At 47.7% G+C, this 14,602-nt stretch carries 12 protein-coding genes; 1 reads left to right on the forward strand and 11 read right to left on the reverse strand.

Features of this window, described 5'->3' with window-relative positions; genetic code table 11:
* Window positions 1-64: 64 nt before the first annotated feature.
* The 11 genes from ACZ481_RS18605 to ACZ481_RS18655 form a co-directional block, all read right to left on the reverse strand.
* Window positions 65-1,165 carry a glycerol dehydrogenase gene (locus tag ACZ481_RS18605; protein ID WP_464766831.1) on the reverse strand — a complete coding sequence of 367 codons (1,101 nt, stop codon included), beginning with the start codon at window positions 1,163-1,165 and terminating at the stop codon, window positions 65-67.
* 162 nt (window positions 1,166-1,327) lie between these two features.
* Window positions 1,328-2,467 carry an acyl-CoA dehydrogenase gene (locus ACZ481_RS18610; RefSeq protein WP_464766832.1) on the reverse strand — a complete coding sequence of 380 codons (1,140 nt, stop codon included), beginning with the start codon at window positions 2,465-2,467 and terminating at the stop codon, window positions 1,328-1,330.
* A 146-nt stretch (window positions 2,468-2,613) separates the two neighbouring features.
* Window positions 2,614-3,822 carry an acetyl-CoA C-acetyltransferase gene (locus ACZ481_RS18615; RefSeq protein WP_464766833.1) on the reverse strand — a complete coding sequence of 403 codons (1,209 nt, stop codon included), beginning with the start codon at window positions 3,820-3,822 and terminating at the stop codon, window positions 2,614-2,616.
* Window positions 3,823-3,875: 53 nt separating this feature from the next.
* Window positions 3,876-4,763, reverse strand: a complete 888-nt coding sequence (locus ACZ481_RS18620) for a 3-hydroxyacyl-CoA dehydrogenase family protein (RefSeq protein ID WP_464766834.1) — start codon at window positions 4,761-4,763, stop codon at window positions 3,876-3,878.
* Between the two features lie 94 nt (window positions 4,764-4,857).
* On the reverse strand, window positions 4,858-6,075 hold the full coding sequence (locus ACZ481_RS18625) for a CaiB/BaiF CoA transferase family protein (protein WP_464766835.1): 1,218 nt from the start codon (window positions 6,073-6,075) through the stop codon (window positions 4,858-4,860).
* 519 nt (window positions 6,076-6,594) lie between these two features.
* Window positions 6,595-8,148 (reverse strand): sigma-54 interaction domain-containing protein, encoded by a 1,554-nt coding sequence (locus ACZ481_RS18630; protein WP_464766836.1) that lies wholly within the window; start codon window positions 8,146-8,148, stop codon window positions 6,595-6,597.
* Between the two features lie 336 nt (window positions 8,149-8,484).
* On the reverse strand, window positions 8,485-8,847 hold the full coding sequence (locus tag ACZ481_RS18635) for a GtrA family protein (protein WP_464766837.1): 363 nt from the start codon (window positions 8,845-8,847) through the stop codon (window positions 8,485-8,487).
* A 30-nt stretch (window positions 8,848-8,877) separates the two neighbouring features.
* Complete coding sequence (locus ACZ481_RS18640; RefSeq protein WP_464766838.1) at window positions 8,878-9,633, reverse strand: glycosyltransferase family 2 protein; 756 nt, start codon at window positions 9,631-9,633, stop codon at window positions 8,878-8,880.
* A 66-nt stretch (window positions 9,634-9,699) separates the two neighbouring features.
* Entirely contained in the window at window positions 9,700-10,719 is a 1,020-nt protein-coding gene (locus ACZ481_RS18645) for an NAD-dependent epimerase/dehydratase family protein (RefSeq protein ID WP_464766839.1), read from the reverse strand.
* Entirely contained in the window at window positions 10,719-11,912 is a 1,194-nt protein-coding gene (locus ACZ481_RS18650; RefSeq protein WP_464766840.1) for a nucleotide sugar dehydrogenase, read from the reverse strand. The genes ACZ481_RS18645 and ACZ481_RS18650 overlap by 1 nt, the downstream gene beginning before the upstream one ends.
* A gap of 29 nt (window positions 11,913-11,941) precedes the next feature.
* A complete protein-coding gene (locus ACZ481_RS18655) occupies window positions 11,942-13,408 on the reverse strand; it encodes an ArnT family glycosyltransferase (RefSeq protein ID WP_464766841.1) in 1,467 nt (488 codons plus the stop codon).
* A 236-nt stretch (window positions 13,409-13,644) separates the two neighbouring features.
* Between ACZ481_RS18655 and ACZ481_RS18660 the strand changes: the two genes are divergently transcribed.
* Window positions 13,645-14,568, forward strand: coding sequence for a LysR family transcriptional regulator (locus ACZ481_RS18660; protein WP_464766842.1), 924 nt, complete (start codon window positions 13,645-13,647; stop codon window positions 14,566-14,568).
* Window positions 14,569-14,602 lie beyond the last annotated feature (34 nt).

Below are 14,602 nucleotides of genomic sequence, written 5' to 3' on the forward strand. Positions count from 1 at the left end.
ATTTCACCTTGACAAATCGAACTTTTCCGCAGATAGACCGGCTATGCAAGGTACACTGGACCTGTCATGATTTTCCTTTATACATCTGGCCAGTTGCATCCGCAACCAGGATAGCGGCCAGTACGTCTTGGTCAGTTACCGGAAACGGCTCGTTGTGGACAGACCGCTTGGGCGCCGTGATCGCTTGCGCCACCGCCAGCAATTGCTCGCGGCTAATATTGTCCATACCGCAATCAGCCAGTGTCGTCGGCAATCCCACGCTCAGGCAAAACCGCAATACTTCTTCCAGTTCCTGACGCGGACGATTTTCGAGGATTAATTGTACCAGCGTTCCGAAAGCTACCCACTCACCATGGTACAAAGCATGAGCGTTCGGCATGATCGTGAACCCATTATAAACGGCGTGGGCCACGGCAATGCCGTTACTCTCAAAGCCGATGCCGCTTAACAGCGTATTGGCCTCGATTACATTCGCCAATGCTTTGGTGACAGTCTTATTTTGAATCGCCAGTTTTGCGGCAAAGCCATCGGCCAGCAGAGTTTCATAGCATAATTTGGCAAGAGCGTACGATGCCAGTGTGAATATTCCCCCCGCATAATTTTGCCGGTAGCTTTCCACGCAGGTGCGGGCTTCAAAATAAGTGGCTAACGCATCGCCCATGCCTGCAACCAGCAGCCGGGCCGGGCTGTTAGCGATAATGCTGGTGTCCATCAGAACGACACTGGGATTTCTTCCGGTGGACAGCACTTCCTGAAAACTGCCATCTTCATTATAGAAAACAGCAATCGCGCTGGTCGGCGCGTCACTGGACGCCACCGTGGGAATAATTACCACCGGGAGCTGTTCATAATAGGCCACGGCTTTGGCCGTATCGATCACTTTACCGCCGCCCATACCAACAATAACTTTGCTTTGATAGCTTTTGGCAAGTGCCAGCAGGCGCTCCACTTCCCGTTTTGAGCATTCGCCGCCGAAAGCCTCATAGGCAACGGCAATATCGGTGTCCTTAAAACTGTCTTGAATGATCCCTTGCAGCTCATTGAGTCTTCCTTGGCTGGCGATGATTAAAACGGCTTTACCCAAAGCAGCGACATATTTACTGATACGGGACAACTCGCCGTACCCTTGCACATATTTTCCCGGGAATGCTATTACTTGAGCCATTCTGCCTAACCTCCTAATGTATTTGCAATCAGTTCCATAATTCCGCAGTACACACACCACCGCTGCAACCAGGTATTATAATAACCGCTCGCGCCGCAGGAGTTCTGCTTTCTCGGGGACAGATAAACATCTGCTGCGCCGCGAAGCGTTGCTTGTAGCGTTCTAGCGCAAAATGGCGCCGGCGATAACCATGCGTTGGACTTGATTGGTCCCTTCATAAATCTGGGTAATCTTCGCGTTGCGCATTAGGCGCTCTACCGGATATTCACGGCTAAAGCCATAGCCGCCAAAAATCTGCACTGCATCTGTGGTAATTTTCATTGCTGCATCGGACGCATACATTTTTGCCATTGCTGCTTCTTTGGCGAAAGGCTGCCCCTTCTGCTTCAGGTAAGCGGCGCGATAAGTTAGCAGCCGGGCGGCATCCAGTTGGGTGGCCATATCAGCGAGCAGGAAAGCGATGGCTTGATTGCTGGCGATGGGTTTACCAAACTGGACCCGTTCCTGGGAATATTTGATCGCGTGCGCCAGCGCGGATTGGGCAATACCGAGAGCCTGCGCCGCAACCCCAATCCGCCCGCCGTCTAACGTGGTCATTGCAATTTTAAAACCGGCGTTTTCTGGGCCGAGACGGTTCTCCACCGGCACTTTGACATCCTGGAAAATTAATTCTTGCGTCTGGGAAGACCGGATACCCATTTTGTGTTCCTTTTTCCCAAAGGTGAAGCCGGGCATGCCTTTTTCCAGAATAAAGGCGGTGATGCCTTTGACACCTTTCGCCTTGTCGGTCATGGCGAAGACGAGATAGATCTCGGCCGCACCGCCATTGGTAATGAAAATTTTGCTGCCATTCAGGACATAGTGGTCCCCGTTCAGGACAGCCACCGTTTGCTGCGCGGCAGCGTCCGTGCCGGCATTCGGCTCGGTCAGGCCGAATGCGCCAAGCTTACTTCCCTCTGCCAGCGGCACCAGGAATTTTTGTTTTTGCTCTTCAGTGCCATAATTATAAATCGGCATGGCGCATAGTGATACTGATGCTGCATAACCTGTTTGCACGCAGTCATCAACCCGGGCTATTTCTTCATTGGCGATAATGTAACTGATATAGTCGCCGTCAGAACCGCCGTAGCTTTCGGGAAAACAAATTCCCGTCAGCCCGAGTTCACCGGCCTTATCGAGCAACGCCCGCGAAAATTCCTCTTTTTCTTCCCGCTCCATCACCCCTGGTGCGATTTCTTTCTCCGCAAACTCCCGCACCATTTTTTGAATCATTTTTTGTTGCTCATTAAATTCGAATTGCATAATCCAACCTCCAGCTTTTCAAAAAAATAGAACTAAATCCGCTAATGCGAAATGCCTGTCATTCGGTTTACCTTGCCCCTTACCGCTAGCAGTCCCTAGGCGCCAACACTACCGCTTTCACCATTCAGAATATTGCCGGTGTGATTTTACACCCTGATTAGCATTGCCGTTCCCATGCCGCCGCCCACACACAGGGACGCCAATCCGTATTTCCGGTTAGTCCTTTTCATTTCGTAAATCAGGCTAACGACAATTCTGGTTCCTGAAGAAGCTACCGGATGCCCTAAAGCGATCGCTCCGCCGTTTACGTTTGTTTTTTCTAAAATGGATTTTTCTGTTACATGATACTGCTTGGCCAATTCTTTTACACAACCCAGACTTTGTGCGGCAAACGCTTCGTTTAACTCCACAAGCTCAACTTGCTCAAAATTTATTTTCGCAGCAGCCAATGTCTTAATAATGGCCTTGACCGGCCCAAGACCCATTATGGCGGGATCAATGCCGACCGTTGCCGACGAAATTATTTCGGCCAAAGGCTGCCAGCCATTTTCTATTACCGCCTTTTCCGATGCCAGAATGATGGCCGCCGAACCGTCATTCAACTGAGAAGCGTTGCCGGCAGTTACTGTGCCCTCTTTCTTAAAGGCTGGTTTTAATTTCTGCAGCCCCGCAAGCGTCGTTCCGGGAGTATGGCTTTCATCTGTAGCGAAAACCATTTCCACACCTTTTTTGCCTGCCTGCTTAATAGGAACGATTTCATCAGCGAAACGCCCGGATTCAATCGCCTGCTGCGCCCGGTTCTGTGAACAAACCGCAAATATATCCTGCTCTTCTCTGGAAACACCGATCTTCTCAGCCACGTTTTCCGCCGTTACCCCCATCAGATAACCGTTGAACTGATCAATTAACCCGTCGCAGAATAACGAATCCTGAACGTCTATGGCTGTGTTGCCCATCTTAACGCCTTTTCTGGCCTTATTGGTCAGGATAAAAGGTACTTGCGACATGTTTTCTACGCCCCCGCATAAGACAATATCTGCCCCGGCCTGAATTGAGTTATAGCCCAATATTAAGGCCTTCATGCCACTGCCGCACTGCATATTAATAGTGGTTGCGGGCACTTCAACAGGGATTCCCGCCTCAAGCTGCGCTCTTCTGGCAATGCTCGGCCCCTGCCCGGCCGAATGCTGATGGCCAATAAAAATTTCATCAATTTTAGCAGCGTCAAGCTGGGCGTCCTTAATAACTTGCTTCATTACCTGGGCAGCCAGATCGCCTGGCCTTACAGCTGCTAAGCTTCCCAAAAACTTACCTATTGGACTTCTTTTTGCTGCCACAATATATACTTTGTTCATTATTTTGCCTCCCTTACGTCATAGGAAATAGCTGATACTTCTTGGGTGCGGCCTCATTTATCGTACTTATAGAAACCTTCCCCGGTCTTCTTGCCTAACAGCCCTGCATGAACAAGTCTCTGCATATATGCACTCGGCCTGAAACGGTCGCCATAGGCCTCAAACAGGATTTGGTCAACCTGCATATTTAGGTCGTGGCCTGTCAGATCAAGCAGTTTGAATATCCCCATTGGGTGCCCCAGTCCGTAAAGGCAGACCTTATCTACATCTTCAACGCTGCAAACCCCTTCTTCAACCAGCCGGCAAGCTTCGGCCGTAAAGACATGGAATAATCTATTCAAAGCAAAGCCAGTAACATCCTTAACCCTGACAGGCTCCTTTTCAATGGCCACCAGCAGTTCTACTACAGCCGCTACCACTGTTTCCTCGGTTAAATAGCCGGGAATAACTTCAACAAGCTTCATGACGCTGGCCGGGGAATTGAAATGCGTGCCGATGAACCTCGCTGCCCTTTCTTTACTGACAGTCGAAGCCAGCTTGGTGATTGAAATACTAGAAGTGTTACTGGCAATAATGCAGCTGGCTTTACAAATTTTATCCAGTTCCTTAAAAAGCTGTGTTTTCACATCAAAAACTTCGAGCACAGCTTCGATAACAATATCACAATCTGCCATATCGGCAAGGTTTGCAGTGGTGGCAACCCTATGCAAAATAGCGTCTTTCTGCTCTGCCGCCAGTTTGCCTTTGCTAATATTCTTATCTAAAATCCCGGCCTGTCTCGCCTTGCCTTTGTCCGCGAATTCCTGTCTGGCATCGCTCATTATCACGCTATAGCCACACTTTGCAAAACACAGGGCGATTTCGGCGCCCATCATCCCGGCCCCAATCACGCCAATTTTTTTCACTGTCACTGTTCCCACATCTCCCATTTTAGTAATCATATATTTATTAACCAAACGGTTTTTATGTCACTAACAAAGCTTCCCTACACAACAGAGGGGAAAATGAGTACTACGAAGCATTGTCCAAATGCACTTATCTACTACTGACAATTTCTTGTTTTAGAAAGTCTTCTACCTCATCGGCTGTATATCCCAGCTCAAATAAAATTTCCCGGGTATGTTCCCCTAACAACGGAGCCCCGGCCGCAAATCCGCGCTCCGCTTTAAATTGGATGGGAGTATTAGGTAATATGGCCTGTTCACCATTCCGATAGGCAAAATGATATAAATAATCATTTGCCCAGGCCTGTTCATCCTTAGCCACCTCGCTAAAGTGTAGAATTTTATCGCAGACAATATCTACAGCCAGCAGCTTTTCGCACCATTCATCCCGGTTTTTTGTGGCAAAAATACGATCCAGCAATTGTACAAATTCCTGCGAATAATTCTTTACGGCTTGTAAAGTATTATATCTTTCGTCATCAATTAAATCTTCTCGGCCCATGACCTTGCAAAATGCCGAATAATAACGCTCATATTCGATAATGCACAATAACAGCCATTCCCCGTCCTTGCACTTATACATTGCGCACAGGGGGCTAGACGGAAACAACCTGGATTTGGGGAATTCATCGCCATAACGTTCCTGGGTAGAGGCTACCATCAGACCTGCACTCCAAATCGCATTCCCCAGCAAGGAAATAGATACTTTTTCGCCTTGACCAGTCCGTTGCTGTTTATATAATGCGGCACAAATTCCTGCACATAATATTGAACCGGTGGAATTATCACCAAAAGCATAGGCTTGCGTCAAGGGTGGGTCGCCCGGCTGACATAAATCAGTCATCATACCACTACGAGCCCAGTAGGCAGCTACATCAAAACCAGGTCGCTCCGCATCAGGTCCTTTTACACCATAGCCGGAAATATGCGCCCATACCAGCCGGGGATAAAGCCCTGCTAACTCTTCATATGTTAGCTTTAATTTGCGCAAGGCCTTTATACGCAAGTTGGTGATGAATACATCAGCCTCAGCCAATAATTTATACAATATCGCCTTTCCTTTTGTACTCTTTAGATCTACTGCCAGCGAACGTTTATTGGCATTTTGAATTTCCCAGCAAGGATTCTCCTCTGCGGTTGCGGGTGTACTGCCTAATGTACCGTAAAAACGCCAGGCATCACCGTGTAACGATTCCACTTTGACAACGTCGGCACCCCAGTCAGCTAACATCCGCGCTGCTCCCGGCGCTGCGGCAAATGTGGATAAATCGACGATCTTTACCCCTTTCAGAGGTAATTCTTTTGACATATTCCAATCCTCCCTAGGCATCTTTTTCAAACGCTTGCGAACTTGTTACTGCACCGGAACTTATAGCAATGCAAATAGGTGCCAAGAAAAACATTGCGGCCCAAATGTTATAGAAGATCTGATATACCTGCCATTTACTCACCTCCATTGGGCCGGCAGAGTGTCCATAATTGCGTAAGCAGGGCCGAAGTTTTTTATTCATTGCAGCAACGCCTTAACTACAATGCAAGTTTTATACCATTTTCATTTTCTTCTGTATTTTTAGTTAAATTGGTTTTGAAATAAAGGTCCCAGCCGCCCTGGAGCCACTGGTGGCTACCCCTGAATTATAAAAGCGCAAGCTTGCGTACCGTAGAGGCAGAAAGCTTGCGCTTTTAAACGTAAATCCGCTTGGCAACTTGCAGCGTTGCTTTGGAGTTCAACTTCTTTCTCCCTGGAAACACTGCCATTAGTAGCATTATTGATACAAAAAAGTAGCAATAATGCTACTAGTAGTATTATTGCTACTTTTCCTACTATTCAGGAGCGAATACGTCTTAATTTTCGGTATAATATTGTCTTGTGGATCCCGATCTTTTCGGCCGCTTTTCGAACATTACCCTCACATTGGTCTAGGACTTTAAGAATATATTGCTTCTCAGCCTCGGCAACAACTTCTTTTAAGGTAATGTTATGATCACAAAGATTTATCTGCAAAACATTTTCCGATAACTTTTCACTTTTTTGCTGCCTCCCCCCCTCTTCCCCAGCGCCCTCTTTTAAAGATGGGGTAATGATATTCCCATTTATTAGCGCCAGCTCGGTTTCAGGGCAGGAACCTGTAATTACTAGTCGCTCGACGACATTACGCAACTCTCGCGCATTTCCCGGCCATTGATATTGCAACAACGCATCCATTGTCTGCCTGGTAAAAGTTTGGCCATAGCCATACTTCGTATTGAACAACGATAAAAAATGCTCCGCTAGAACAATAATATCTTCCAGCCTGTTACGCAACGGCGGTATCTGAATCGGAATAACATTCAATCGATAATAGAGATCGTCACGAAACCGCTTCTCTGCCACCATCTTTTTTAACTCCCTATTCGTAGCCGTGATTAAGCGAAAATCTGTTTTTCTGCCGGTTACACTGCCAATTCGTCGAATTTCATGACTTTCCAGCACACGCAGCAATTTAGCTTGCAGATGCAGCGGCAATTCTCCTATTTCATCCAGAAATAATGTTCCTTTATCAGCAAGCTCCATGAGACCCACTTTCCCCTGCTTGGACGCCCCGGTAAAGGCTCCTTTTTCATAGCCAAACAATTCCGATTCCATAAGATGCTCTGGAATCGCTGCACAATTTACATCTATAAACGGGCCACTGGCCCGCAAACTATTCTTATGCGTATATTTTGCCAGAAGATCTTTACCTGTGCCAGACTCGCCAAATAATATGATTGTACTATCGGCTTTTGCCACCGTATTCAGCTTGTGCAAAATGTTTTCCATTGCCTTACTAATAAAAACAATATTGTCTTTTTCGATATATCTATGTCGCAAGTATTCAACTTCTGCTCGATACCGCTTGGTCAACGCTCGTTCCTCTTCGATCATCTTAATAAAGCCATCGACCCGCTCAGTATCAAAACTGTTGGTAATCACCACCGATACGTTGCCATCATCATCAAGAATCGGTCTACTTGTAGACATGATTTCTTTGCCGCTTTTAGTGCGATATATGCCTGAAAATAGCTGCTTTCTTTCAATAGCCTCCATCGTTGTCGACCGATCGTAATATCCGGCCTCCACCAGATTCTTTACATTAGCCCCCACTAGCTGATCCTCTGTCATATCCAACAACATACACACCGCAGGATTAACCACTAAAATATTTCCGTTTTTATCTGTCACAAAAAAGGTCTCTGCCGACGCGGCGATTAATTGAGCGTAATCCGGCTTAGTTTGCACCTTGCAGTCCCACCTCTCTGCGCCTGTATTTTTTGCTTTCCTACACCAAAAACCAGCTGGAACAGGTAATATGCCCTCTCCTTTACAATTTTTCAAGGAAGCAATACCGGCCAAGCCTCGCATTCTCTTGCCCCTTGTATTTGACATAAGTTTAAAAATCCCTTTTAAGACAGCAGGGGACATCGGGGACGTTCCTTTTCTGTCACCTTTTATTGCCTGCACTATTCAGGGCAGAAACTATTTCCAATTCTTAAGGAAAAATGACTCAAGAGAACCGTCCCCCTGAGTCTACTTTGAACTGCATACCAACCCTTTAGATGTTGAAAGCAAAAAAAATATTAACCCTTAATTAAGTAAGAGTTAATACCTTACGCAGAGACGAACCATTCTTCCGCCGGGGCGGTTAGCGTGAAAATAAGGATGCTGAAGTCTCGCAAAAGTCTGCACAACAAAATAAGCCTAGCCCGCAGAAATCGGCCGGTACAGCCACCATCGGCGCATCGAAAAATTCCAGATAAACACCAGGCCTGTCGCCCCGATCTTGGCTGTTAGCGGATATATACGCCCCAGTTCAATCGCTACGGCGATAAGCAACAGGTCAAGCAATAAGCCGGTGGTATTCAGGGCGAGTATACTTAAGGCTTCGATGTTGATATTGAACTTGCACTGATTTTTAAAGACAAATTCTCTTCCCAGAAAAAAGTTGACAATAACGGATAATACAAAGCTGCCGGCAGCCGCAGCAAGATAATGATAGCCAGTTTCAGGTGCAGCACGTAAAATAAGCCCCAGTCTGCCAGTGCCGAAATACCGCCAACGCAAAAATAGCGTACAAACTGATTCAGCAAGCCCTTATTTTGAGATAACATTTTTATGGCTGTCCTGCTTGAACTTTACGTAACTGAGACTAAACCAGGTTTCCCGCACCGCAATCCAATACCATTTCCAATAGAAGGGCAGCCACCTAAGCAATTGGAACCGTGATTCTCCTGCTGTCCGCTCGTACCAGGAAGAAGGCACCTCCGTTATTCTAAAGCCGTGCAAATAGGCTTTTACCGTAATTTCCATGCCGATTTCAAAACCGCCGGTACTCTCAATTTGAATGGATTCAATGACAGCCCGGTGATACATTTTAAAGCTGTTGGTTATATCGTGCGTAGCAATCCCTGTTGCCCAATGCAGGCTTACGCCCGCCAGGCGGGACAAGGCCTTTTTCAGGAGCGGTCCCCCGTATTGCTGCCCGCCTGCCATGTACCGCGAGCCGCAGACAAGGTGATTGCCCTCTTTTACAATTTTAGCGTACATTAGATCCACGGCTTTCAGACTGTCTGATAAATCGGCCATTACCACCAGCACGATATTGCCGGCAAAGGTATGCAAGCCGGTTTTGATGGCATTTAAGGCACCGCGGCCATAGATATTCTTTTGCAAATAAATGGGATAATTATATTGTAAACGCACCTTGTCCACAACAGGCAGGGTGTTATCCTCGTCGCAGTCATAGATAAGCGTGAGCCGCTTTTCGGTCTTGACCTGGCGCGCTATCTGGTTAAGCAGGTTTTCGATATTTGCCCCCTCGTTATATACCGGGACAACGATATCCAGCATGGCATACACCTCCTTGTTTCCTTGGTTCACCGGAAGTCCTGGGTAACGGACTCCTCTTTTGCCTATTTAAATATTGCCTGTCCTTACCTGCTCTTTTATCCAGGGAATGACTTCATCAAGCATAGCATCCAAATCGGCCTTCGCCTCAAAACCGAGCAGGTTTTTCGCCTTGGCTACGGCCGGTATCCGTTTTTGCACATCATATATATAGGGTGTATCGGAAATGTAGCGGAATGGCTTGTCCCCATTCACCTTGTTCCAGATAGCTTCTGCCAGCTCCAGCACCGTAGTTGAAACCGGTGTGGACAGATTGAAGTCTTCGTTAACGGCTTGTTCGCTTTCAATGCACAGGGCAATGCCCTCCGCCAGATCACCGCCATAGGTGTAGTGGCGTATTTGCTTGCCGGTTCCCAAAATATGCAGCGGATCCTGGCCCTTGAGAATCTTCTGCACCAGATCGGGGACGACATGGCTCATGGCCAGCTTTACGTTGCCGGAGAGAATTTCCTTGTCATTTTTAGCCCGCCGTTCACCGGTTCCCACACAATTGAAGGGCCGTATGATCGTATAGGGAAGCTGGTATTGCTCCCAGGCCCCTTTGGCAAAATACTCGCAGGCCAGCTTTTGCAATCCATAGGTTGACAGCGGCGGCGGACAGCGTAATTGCTCTCCCTCCGGGCTGGGATAAACAGCTGTGGATTCATAAACCATGGATGAAGATAACACATTAATCTTGAGTAATCTTTTATGTTGATAGGCCCAGATGGCGGCATCAAAGGTAGCGGCTGTAATGCGCTCATTTTCCGCGAGCAGATCATAGGCATGTTCGTGAAAATAAGTGATCCCGCCAATCATCGCCGCAATCGCCACCACCTGATCACAGTCGGCGATTAGTTCCTTCAGCAAATGGCTGTCCTTAACATCGCCTTGCACAAACTGATACTGCGGATGATGATCATAGGATTTCTCCACCGGACCATATTTACTGTAGTTATCAATCCCTACGACAGAATGGCCGCGTTGCAGTAATTCTTCGACCAGATAGCCGGCGATAAAGCCGGCCGAGCCGGTGACCAGGATTTTCACTATATCAGACCTCCCCTGCCCAGTACATTCCAGATATCAACAGTAACCTTACCGGACGGAATATCCAGTCCCCGATAGTGTTTATGCGGGGTGGCAATGATCAGAATATCGGCCTGCGCAATCACTTCCGCCTGGGGCAGCAAGGACTCATCCGTCACATAAGGATCGGCGCTCAGAACCCTGCCGGCATGCACTTGCAGGATTTTTTGCAATTTGTAGGACAGAGATTCACGGATATCATCCGAGTTGCCTTTAAAGGCCATGCCCAGAATGCCTACCGTCATTTTTGCCAGCAGATATTTCACTTTCAGCTTTTGCACGATGTAGTTAGGCAGCCCCTCATTGACCAGCATAGCCGAATGGCCCAGATAAAAGTTGCCATTATTGAAAGCAGCCAGCTGCATCGCATCTTTAAACAAACAAGGCCCGGCGGCAAAACCGGCTTGCGGTAAATCCCGGGCACGGTCATACCGGTGTGTCACGGCATGATACACGTTATAAAAGTCCAGGTTATAGTCATTGGCAATCATATAAAATTGGTTGGCCACAGCAAATTTTATATACCGCCAGACGTTAGTAAACAGCTTGGCCAATTCGGCTTCCGTCGGCTGCACTTCCACCAGTTCGTCTGTCAGGAGGCCGAATACCTCCCGGCAGGCCTGCAAGCCGGCCGGCGTGAAGGAGGAAATTATCTGCGGCAGGGAGTACAGCTCCGTCATGGCCTTACCTTCCAAGATCCGTTCCGGACAGAAGCAGACATTCATGGTTAAGCCGGCCTCCCGCAGCCAGTCATTGACCCGTTCACTGATCCCCGGGTAGACGGTGCTGCGCAAAATTAGGGTTTGTCCATCGCGAAAATACGGCAGGCACTGATTCACCGCATCCATCATCACCTGGAATTTTGGGTTTAGATGCTCATCCACCGGCGTACCAATGATCATAATTACAATCTTGCTCTGGGAAATTACCGCCGGCGAATCAGACAGCGCCAGCGTGCCGTCGGCCAGTACCTTTTGCAGCAAGGCGGCGGCACCTTCTTCCTGAAAAGGCATGGTTCCTTGTCTGACGGTGTTTACCGCCGCTGTGCTGATATCATAGACGATTACTTTTTGGCCGCGATCAGCCAGCGTAATGGACAAAGGCAGGCCGACATGCCCGCAGCCGCCAATCACGCATATATCATACCTAAACATAGCTCCACCTCATACTCTGTTGAAATACTTTATTCTTCGGCAAAATACTTATCAATAAAATAATTACCTGCCGTTGGCAGCCAGGCCGGAAGCTGATAGTAGTTGTTTTTGATCGGCCGCAAAACCAGCTCGCGGTACACCTCGTACCGGAAAGCGCTGCCCAGGACTAAGTATATGGTTGTGTTCTCGAACTTGATTTCATTAACGGCAACGCTTTGAAAAAAGGGCCTGTATTTATTGATATCAGGCGGCGCGGTACGGACAATTGCGATATTTTGCTTGTCAAAGTGCCGAAAATCAGTGTACATGTCATCATGACGGGCATGAAATGAGCCGGGCCCAAAGCTGCTTATGTATCTGCCCGTATAGTAATACAGCACGGCCGACTTAGAATAGCTTTCGGTAGTCAGGCTATAGTTGTTGGTATACGGTATAAGCAGGTCCGCCACGGCCCGGGGCTGCCAATAGAATAACGCCTGCTGATACGTCTTGCTCTGCGTCAATTTCGCAGGCGGGTTGATTATTATGTACGCGATTAAGGAATTTACGGTAAACGTATACATGGCTACCACCAGAACTGCTTTACGGAAAGTTGCTGTCGGAAAATGAAAGACGGTAAGGATAAACACAAAGGGCAGAAAAGCCAGGGGCCAGTGCAGGCCAATGGCTTTGGTGAAAGACAGGAGGGCCAGAATGCCCAGCGGCACGTAACTTAACACCAAACAGTAGCGCCGCAGCGGCTCGGCCGCAGCCAGATACCGCGCTGGTTTCCCGGGCCGGAATAAGCAGTACATCGTAAACGGTGTGAGCAACAGCAGGAGCTGCCCCAGATAAACCAAAAAATTTCCCGGTGTAAAGGAGCCCATGGCGTGATTGCGGTTAAACACATTAAACATAATATTGGCCCAGGCATGCGTATAGTTGTAGTAGATATTCAGCAACACAAAGGGCAGGGTACAGACAGCTACCAGCGCAAGCGCGGCCAAGCCCCGGCGATGCCGCTGATACAGCAGCACATAAACGCCATAGGCGATGATAAGCAAGACGGAAAAATATTTAGATAACAAAGCGCCGCCAAGAAAAACCCCGGCCAGGATTAAGCTTATCCGCTTATTAAGGTGCAGACCCTGATAGAAGCAGGCGGCCGACAGGAAAACAAACAAAAAAAGCGGCGTATCGGTGGTAACTAAAATATTCAACATATTAAGCGGTGACACCAGAAATAAGATTACCGCCCAGCGAGCCCGGTTCTCATCGAAAGCCTTTAGCAGACGATACATAACAGCACCCACAAGATACGGGAAAATAAGGGCCGGGAGCCGGAGAGCATACTCGCCGGCGCTCCATTTCATAATGAGTGCCAGCAGCCAGCCAATCATGGGCGGATGATCATAATAGCCAATATCGGGAAATGTTGCCCATGTGTAGAATAATGCCTCATCACCAGTAAACGGAATTATATAGGCCAGCAACGACTTGATGAGAAATGTCGCCATTACTGTTAGCCATAACAGCTTGTCCGCAGGCAATCGTATCATCCTTCCTGAAAAATATTAGGTCCATAGCTTGTGGCACCAGCACCTAGCCAGTAGTTCCGTGTTGCCAGAAACAGGATTTTAAGCTTGCAGAAAACATATTTATAGTGTACTCTTAAAATCAGCATTGGTCTAATACTATAAATATTATAAATTATATAGTATTAATCCTATATCATTGGTAAGGATGAGGCAAAATGGAATTAAGACAGCTTCAATACATGTTGAAGGTTGCCGAAGAAGGCAGTTTTTCTAAAGCGGCCCAGCAATTATACATATCGCAGCCCTCGTTAAGTCAGTGTATTCAAAGGATCGAGCAGCGGTTGGGGCTTCCCTTGTTTGACCGGTCAACTGCCCCTTTACGTCTTACCTATGCCGGCGAGGTTTTTGTGGAGAATGCGCGGCGCATGCTAAACCTGAATCATCAATTCCAGTCGCAAATGCAGGAAATTATTGACTTCAAAAAAGGCCGCCTGACAATCGGCGTTACCAACATCCGGGGCAGCATTTTATTTCCTAATGTTCTCCCCCTGTTCTGCCGGAAATTCCCTGGAATCGAAGTGATTCACAAGGATGGCACCCTCGCTGAACTAGAGGATTATGCAATCAGAGGGGTAACAGATCTTTCCTTGATTAATTTACCGCTGAACAAGCCGCAATTTGTCAGCGAGCTGCTCTTCACCGAGAATATTGTGCTTATCGCCCCCCGCAGTCACCCTTTGACCAAGCTAGCCGGCACCCGTCCCCCCTGGCCGCAAGTCCATTGGGACGATTTACGGGAAGAGCCTTTCCTGTTACTGAAGAAAGGACGAAAACTGAGGGATCTGGCTGATCAATGCTTTATTAAGGCCGGGTTTAACCCGCGGATTGTATTTGAAAGTGATAATTATGAAACGATATTATCGCTCGTAAAGGCTGGTCTGGGTATTACTTTCGGATTGGATGTGTTAGCATTATTTAAAACACCTGATCAACTGGCCTTCTTCACATTGGCTGAACCCCTGCCATCGCGAACCTTTGCGGCAGTTTATTGCAAAGATCGGCATCTGTCCCGGGCAGCGCTTGAATTTATTGCTTTGACAAAAGACATATTAGCGGCAGCAAACGATAACGTTGGTTAAACTCAGCCAAATTCACATTTTTGAACTGGCATCC

This window comes from Sporomusa intestinalis, from assembly GCF_055383785.1.

What these genes read in the sequence shown, in the direction of transcription:
- ACZ481_RS18605 (WP_464766831.1), bottom strand. Translation starts at nt 1,165, where the DNA reads ATGGCTCAAGTAATAGCATTCCCGGGAAAATATGTGCAAGGGTACGGC.
- ACZ481_RS18610 (WP_464766832.1), bottom strand. Translation starts at nt 2,467, where the DNA reads ATGCAATTCGAATTTAATGAGCAACAAAAAATGATTCAAAAAATGGTG.
- ACZ481_RS18615 (WP_464766833.1), bottom strand. Translation starts at nt 3,822, where the DNA reads ATGAACAAAGTATATATTGTGGCAGCAAAAAGAAGTCCAATAGGTAAG.
- ACZ481_RS18620 (WP_464766834.1), bottom strand. Translation starts at nt 4,763, where the DNA reads ATGATTACTAAAATGGGAGATGTGGGAACAGTGACAGTGAAAAAAATT.
- ACZ481_RS18625 (WP_464766835.1), bottom strand. Translation starts at nt 6,075, where the DNA reads ATGTCAAAAGAATTACCTCTGAAAGGGGTAAAGATCGTCGATTTATCC.
- ACZ481_RS18630 (WP_464766836.1), bottom strand. Translation starts at nt 8,148, where the DNA reads ATGCGAGGCTTGGCCGGTATTGCTTCCTTGAAAAATTGTAAAGGAGAG.
- ACZ481_RS18640 (WP_464766838.1), bottom strand. Translation starts at nt 9,633, where the DNA reads ATGCTGGATATCGTTGTCCCGGTATATAACGAGGGGGCAAATATCGAA.
- ACZ481_RS18650 (WP_464766840.1), bottom strand. Translation starts at nt 11,912, where the DNA reads ATGTTTAGGTATGATATATGCGTGATTGGCGGCTGCGGGCATGTCGGC.
- ACZ481_RS18655 (WP_464766841.1), bottom strand. Translation starts at nt 13,408, where the DNA reads ATGGCGACATTTCTCATCAAGTCGTTGCTGGCCTATATAATTCCGTTT.
- ACZ481_RS18660 (WP_464766842.1), top strand. Translation starts at nt 13,645, where the DNA reads ATGGAATTAAGACAGCTTCAATACATGTTGAAGGTTGCCGAAGAAGGC.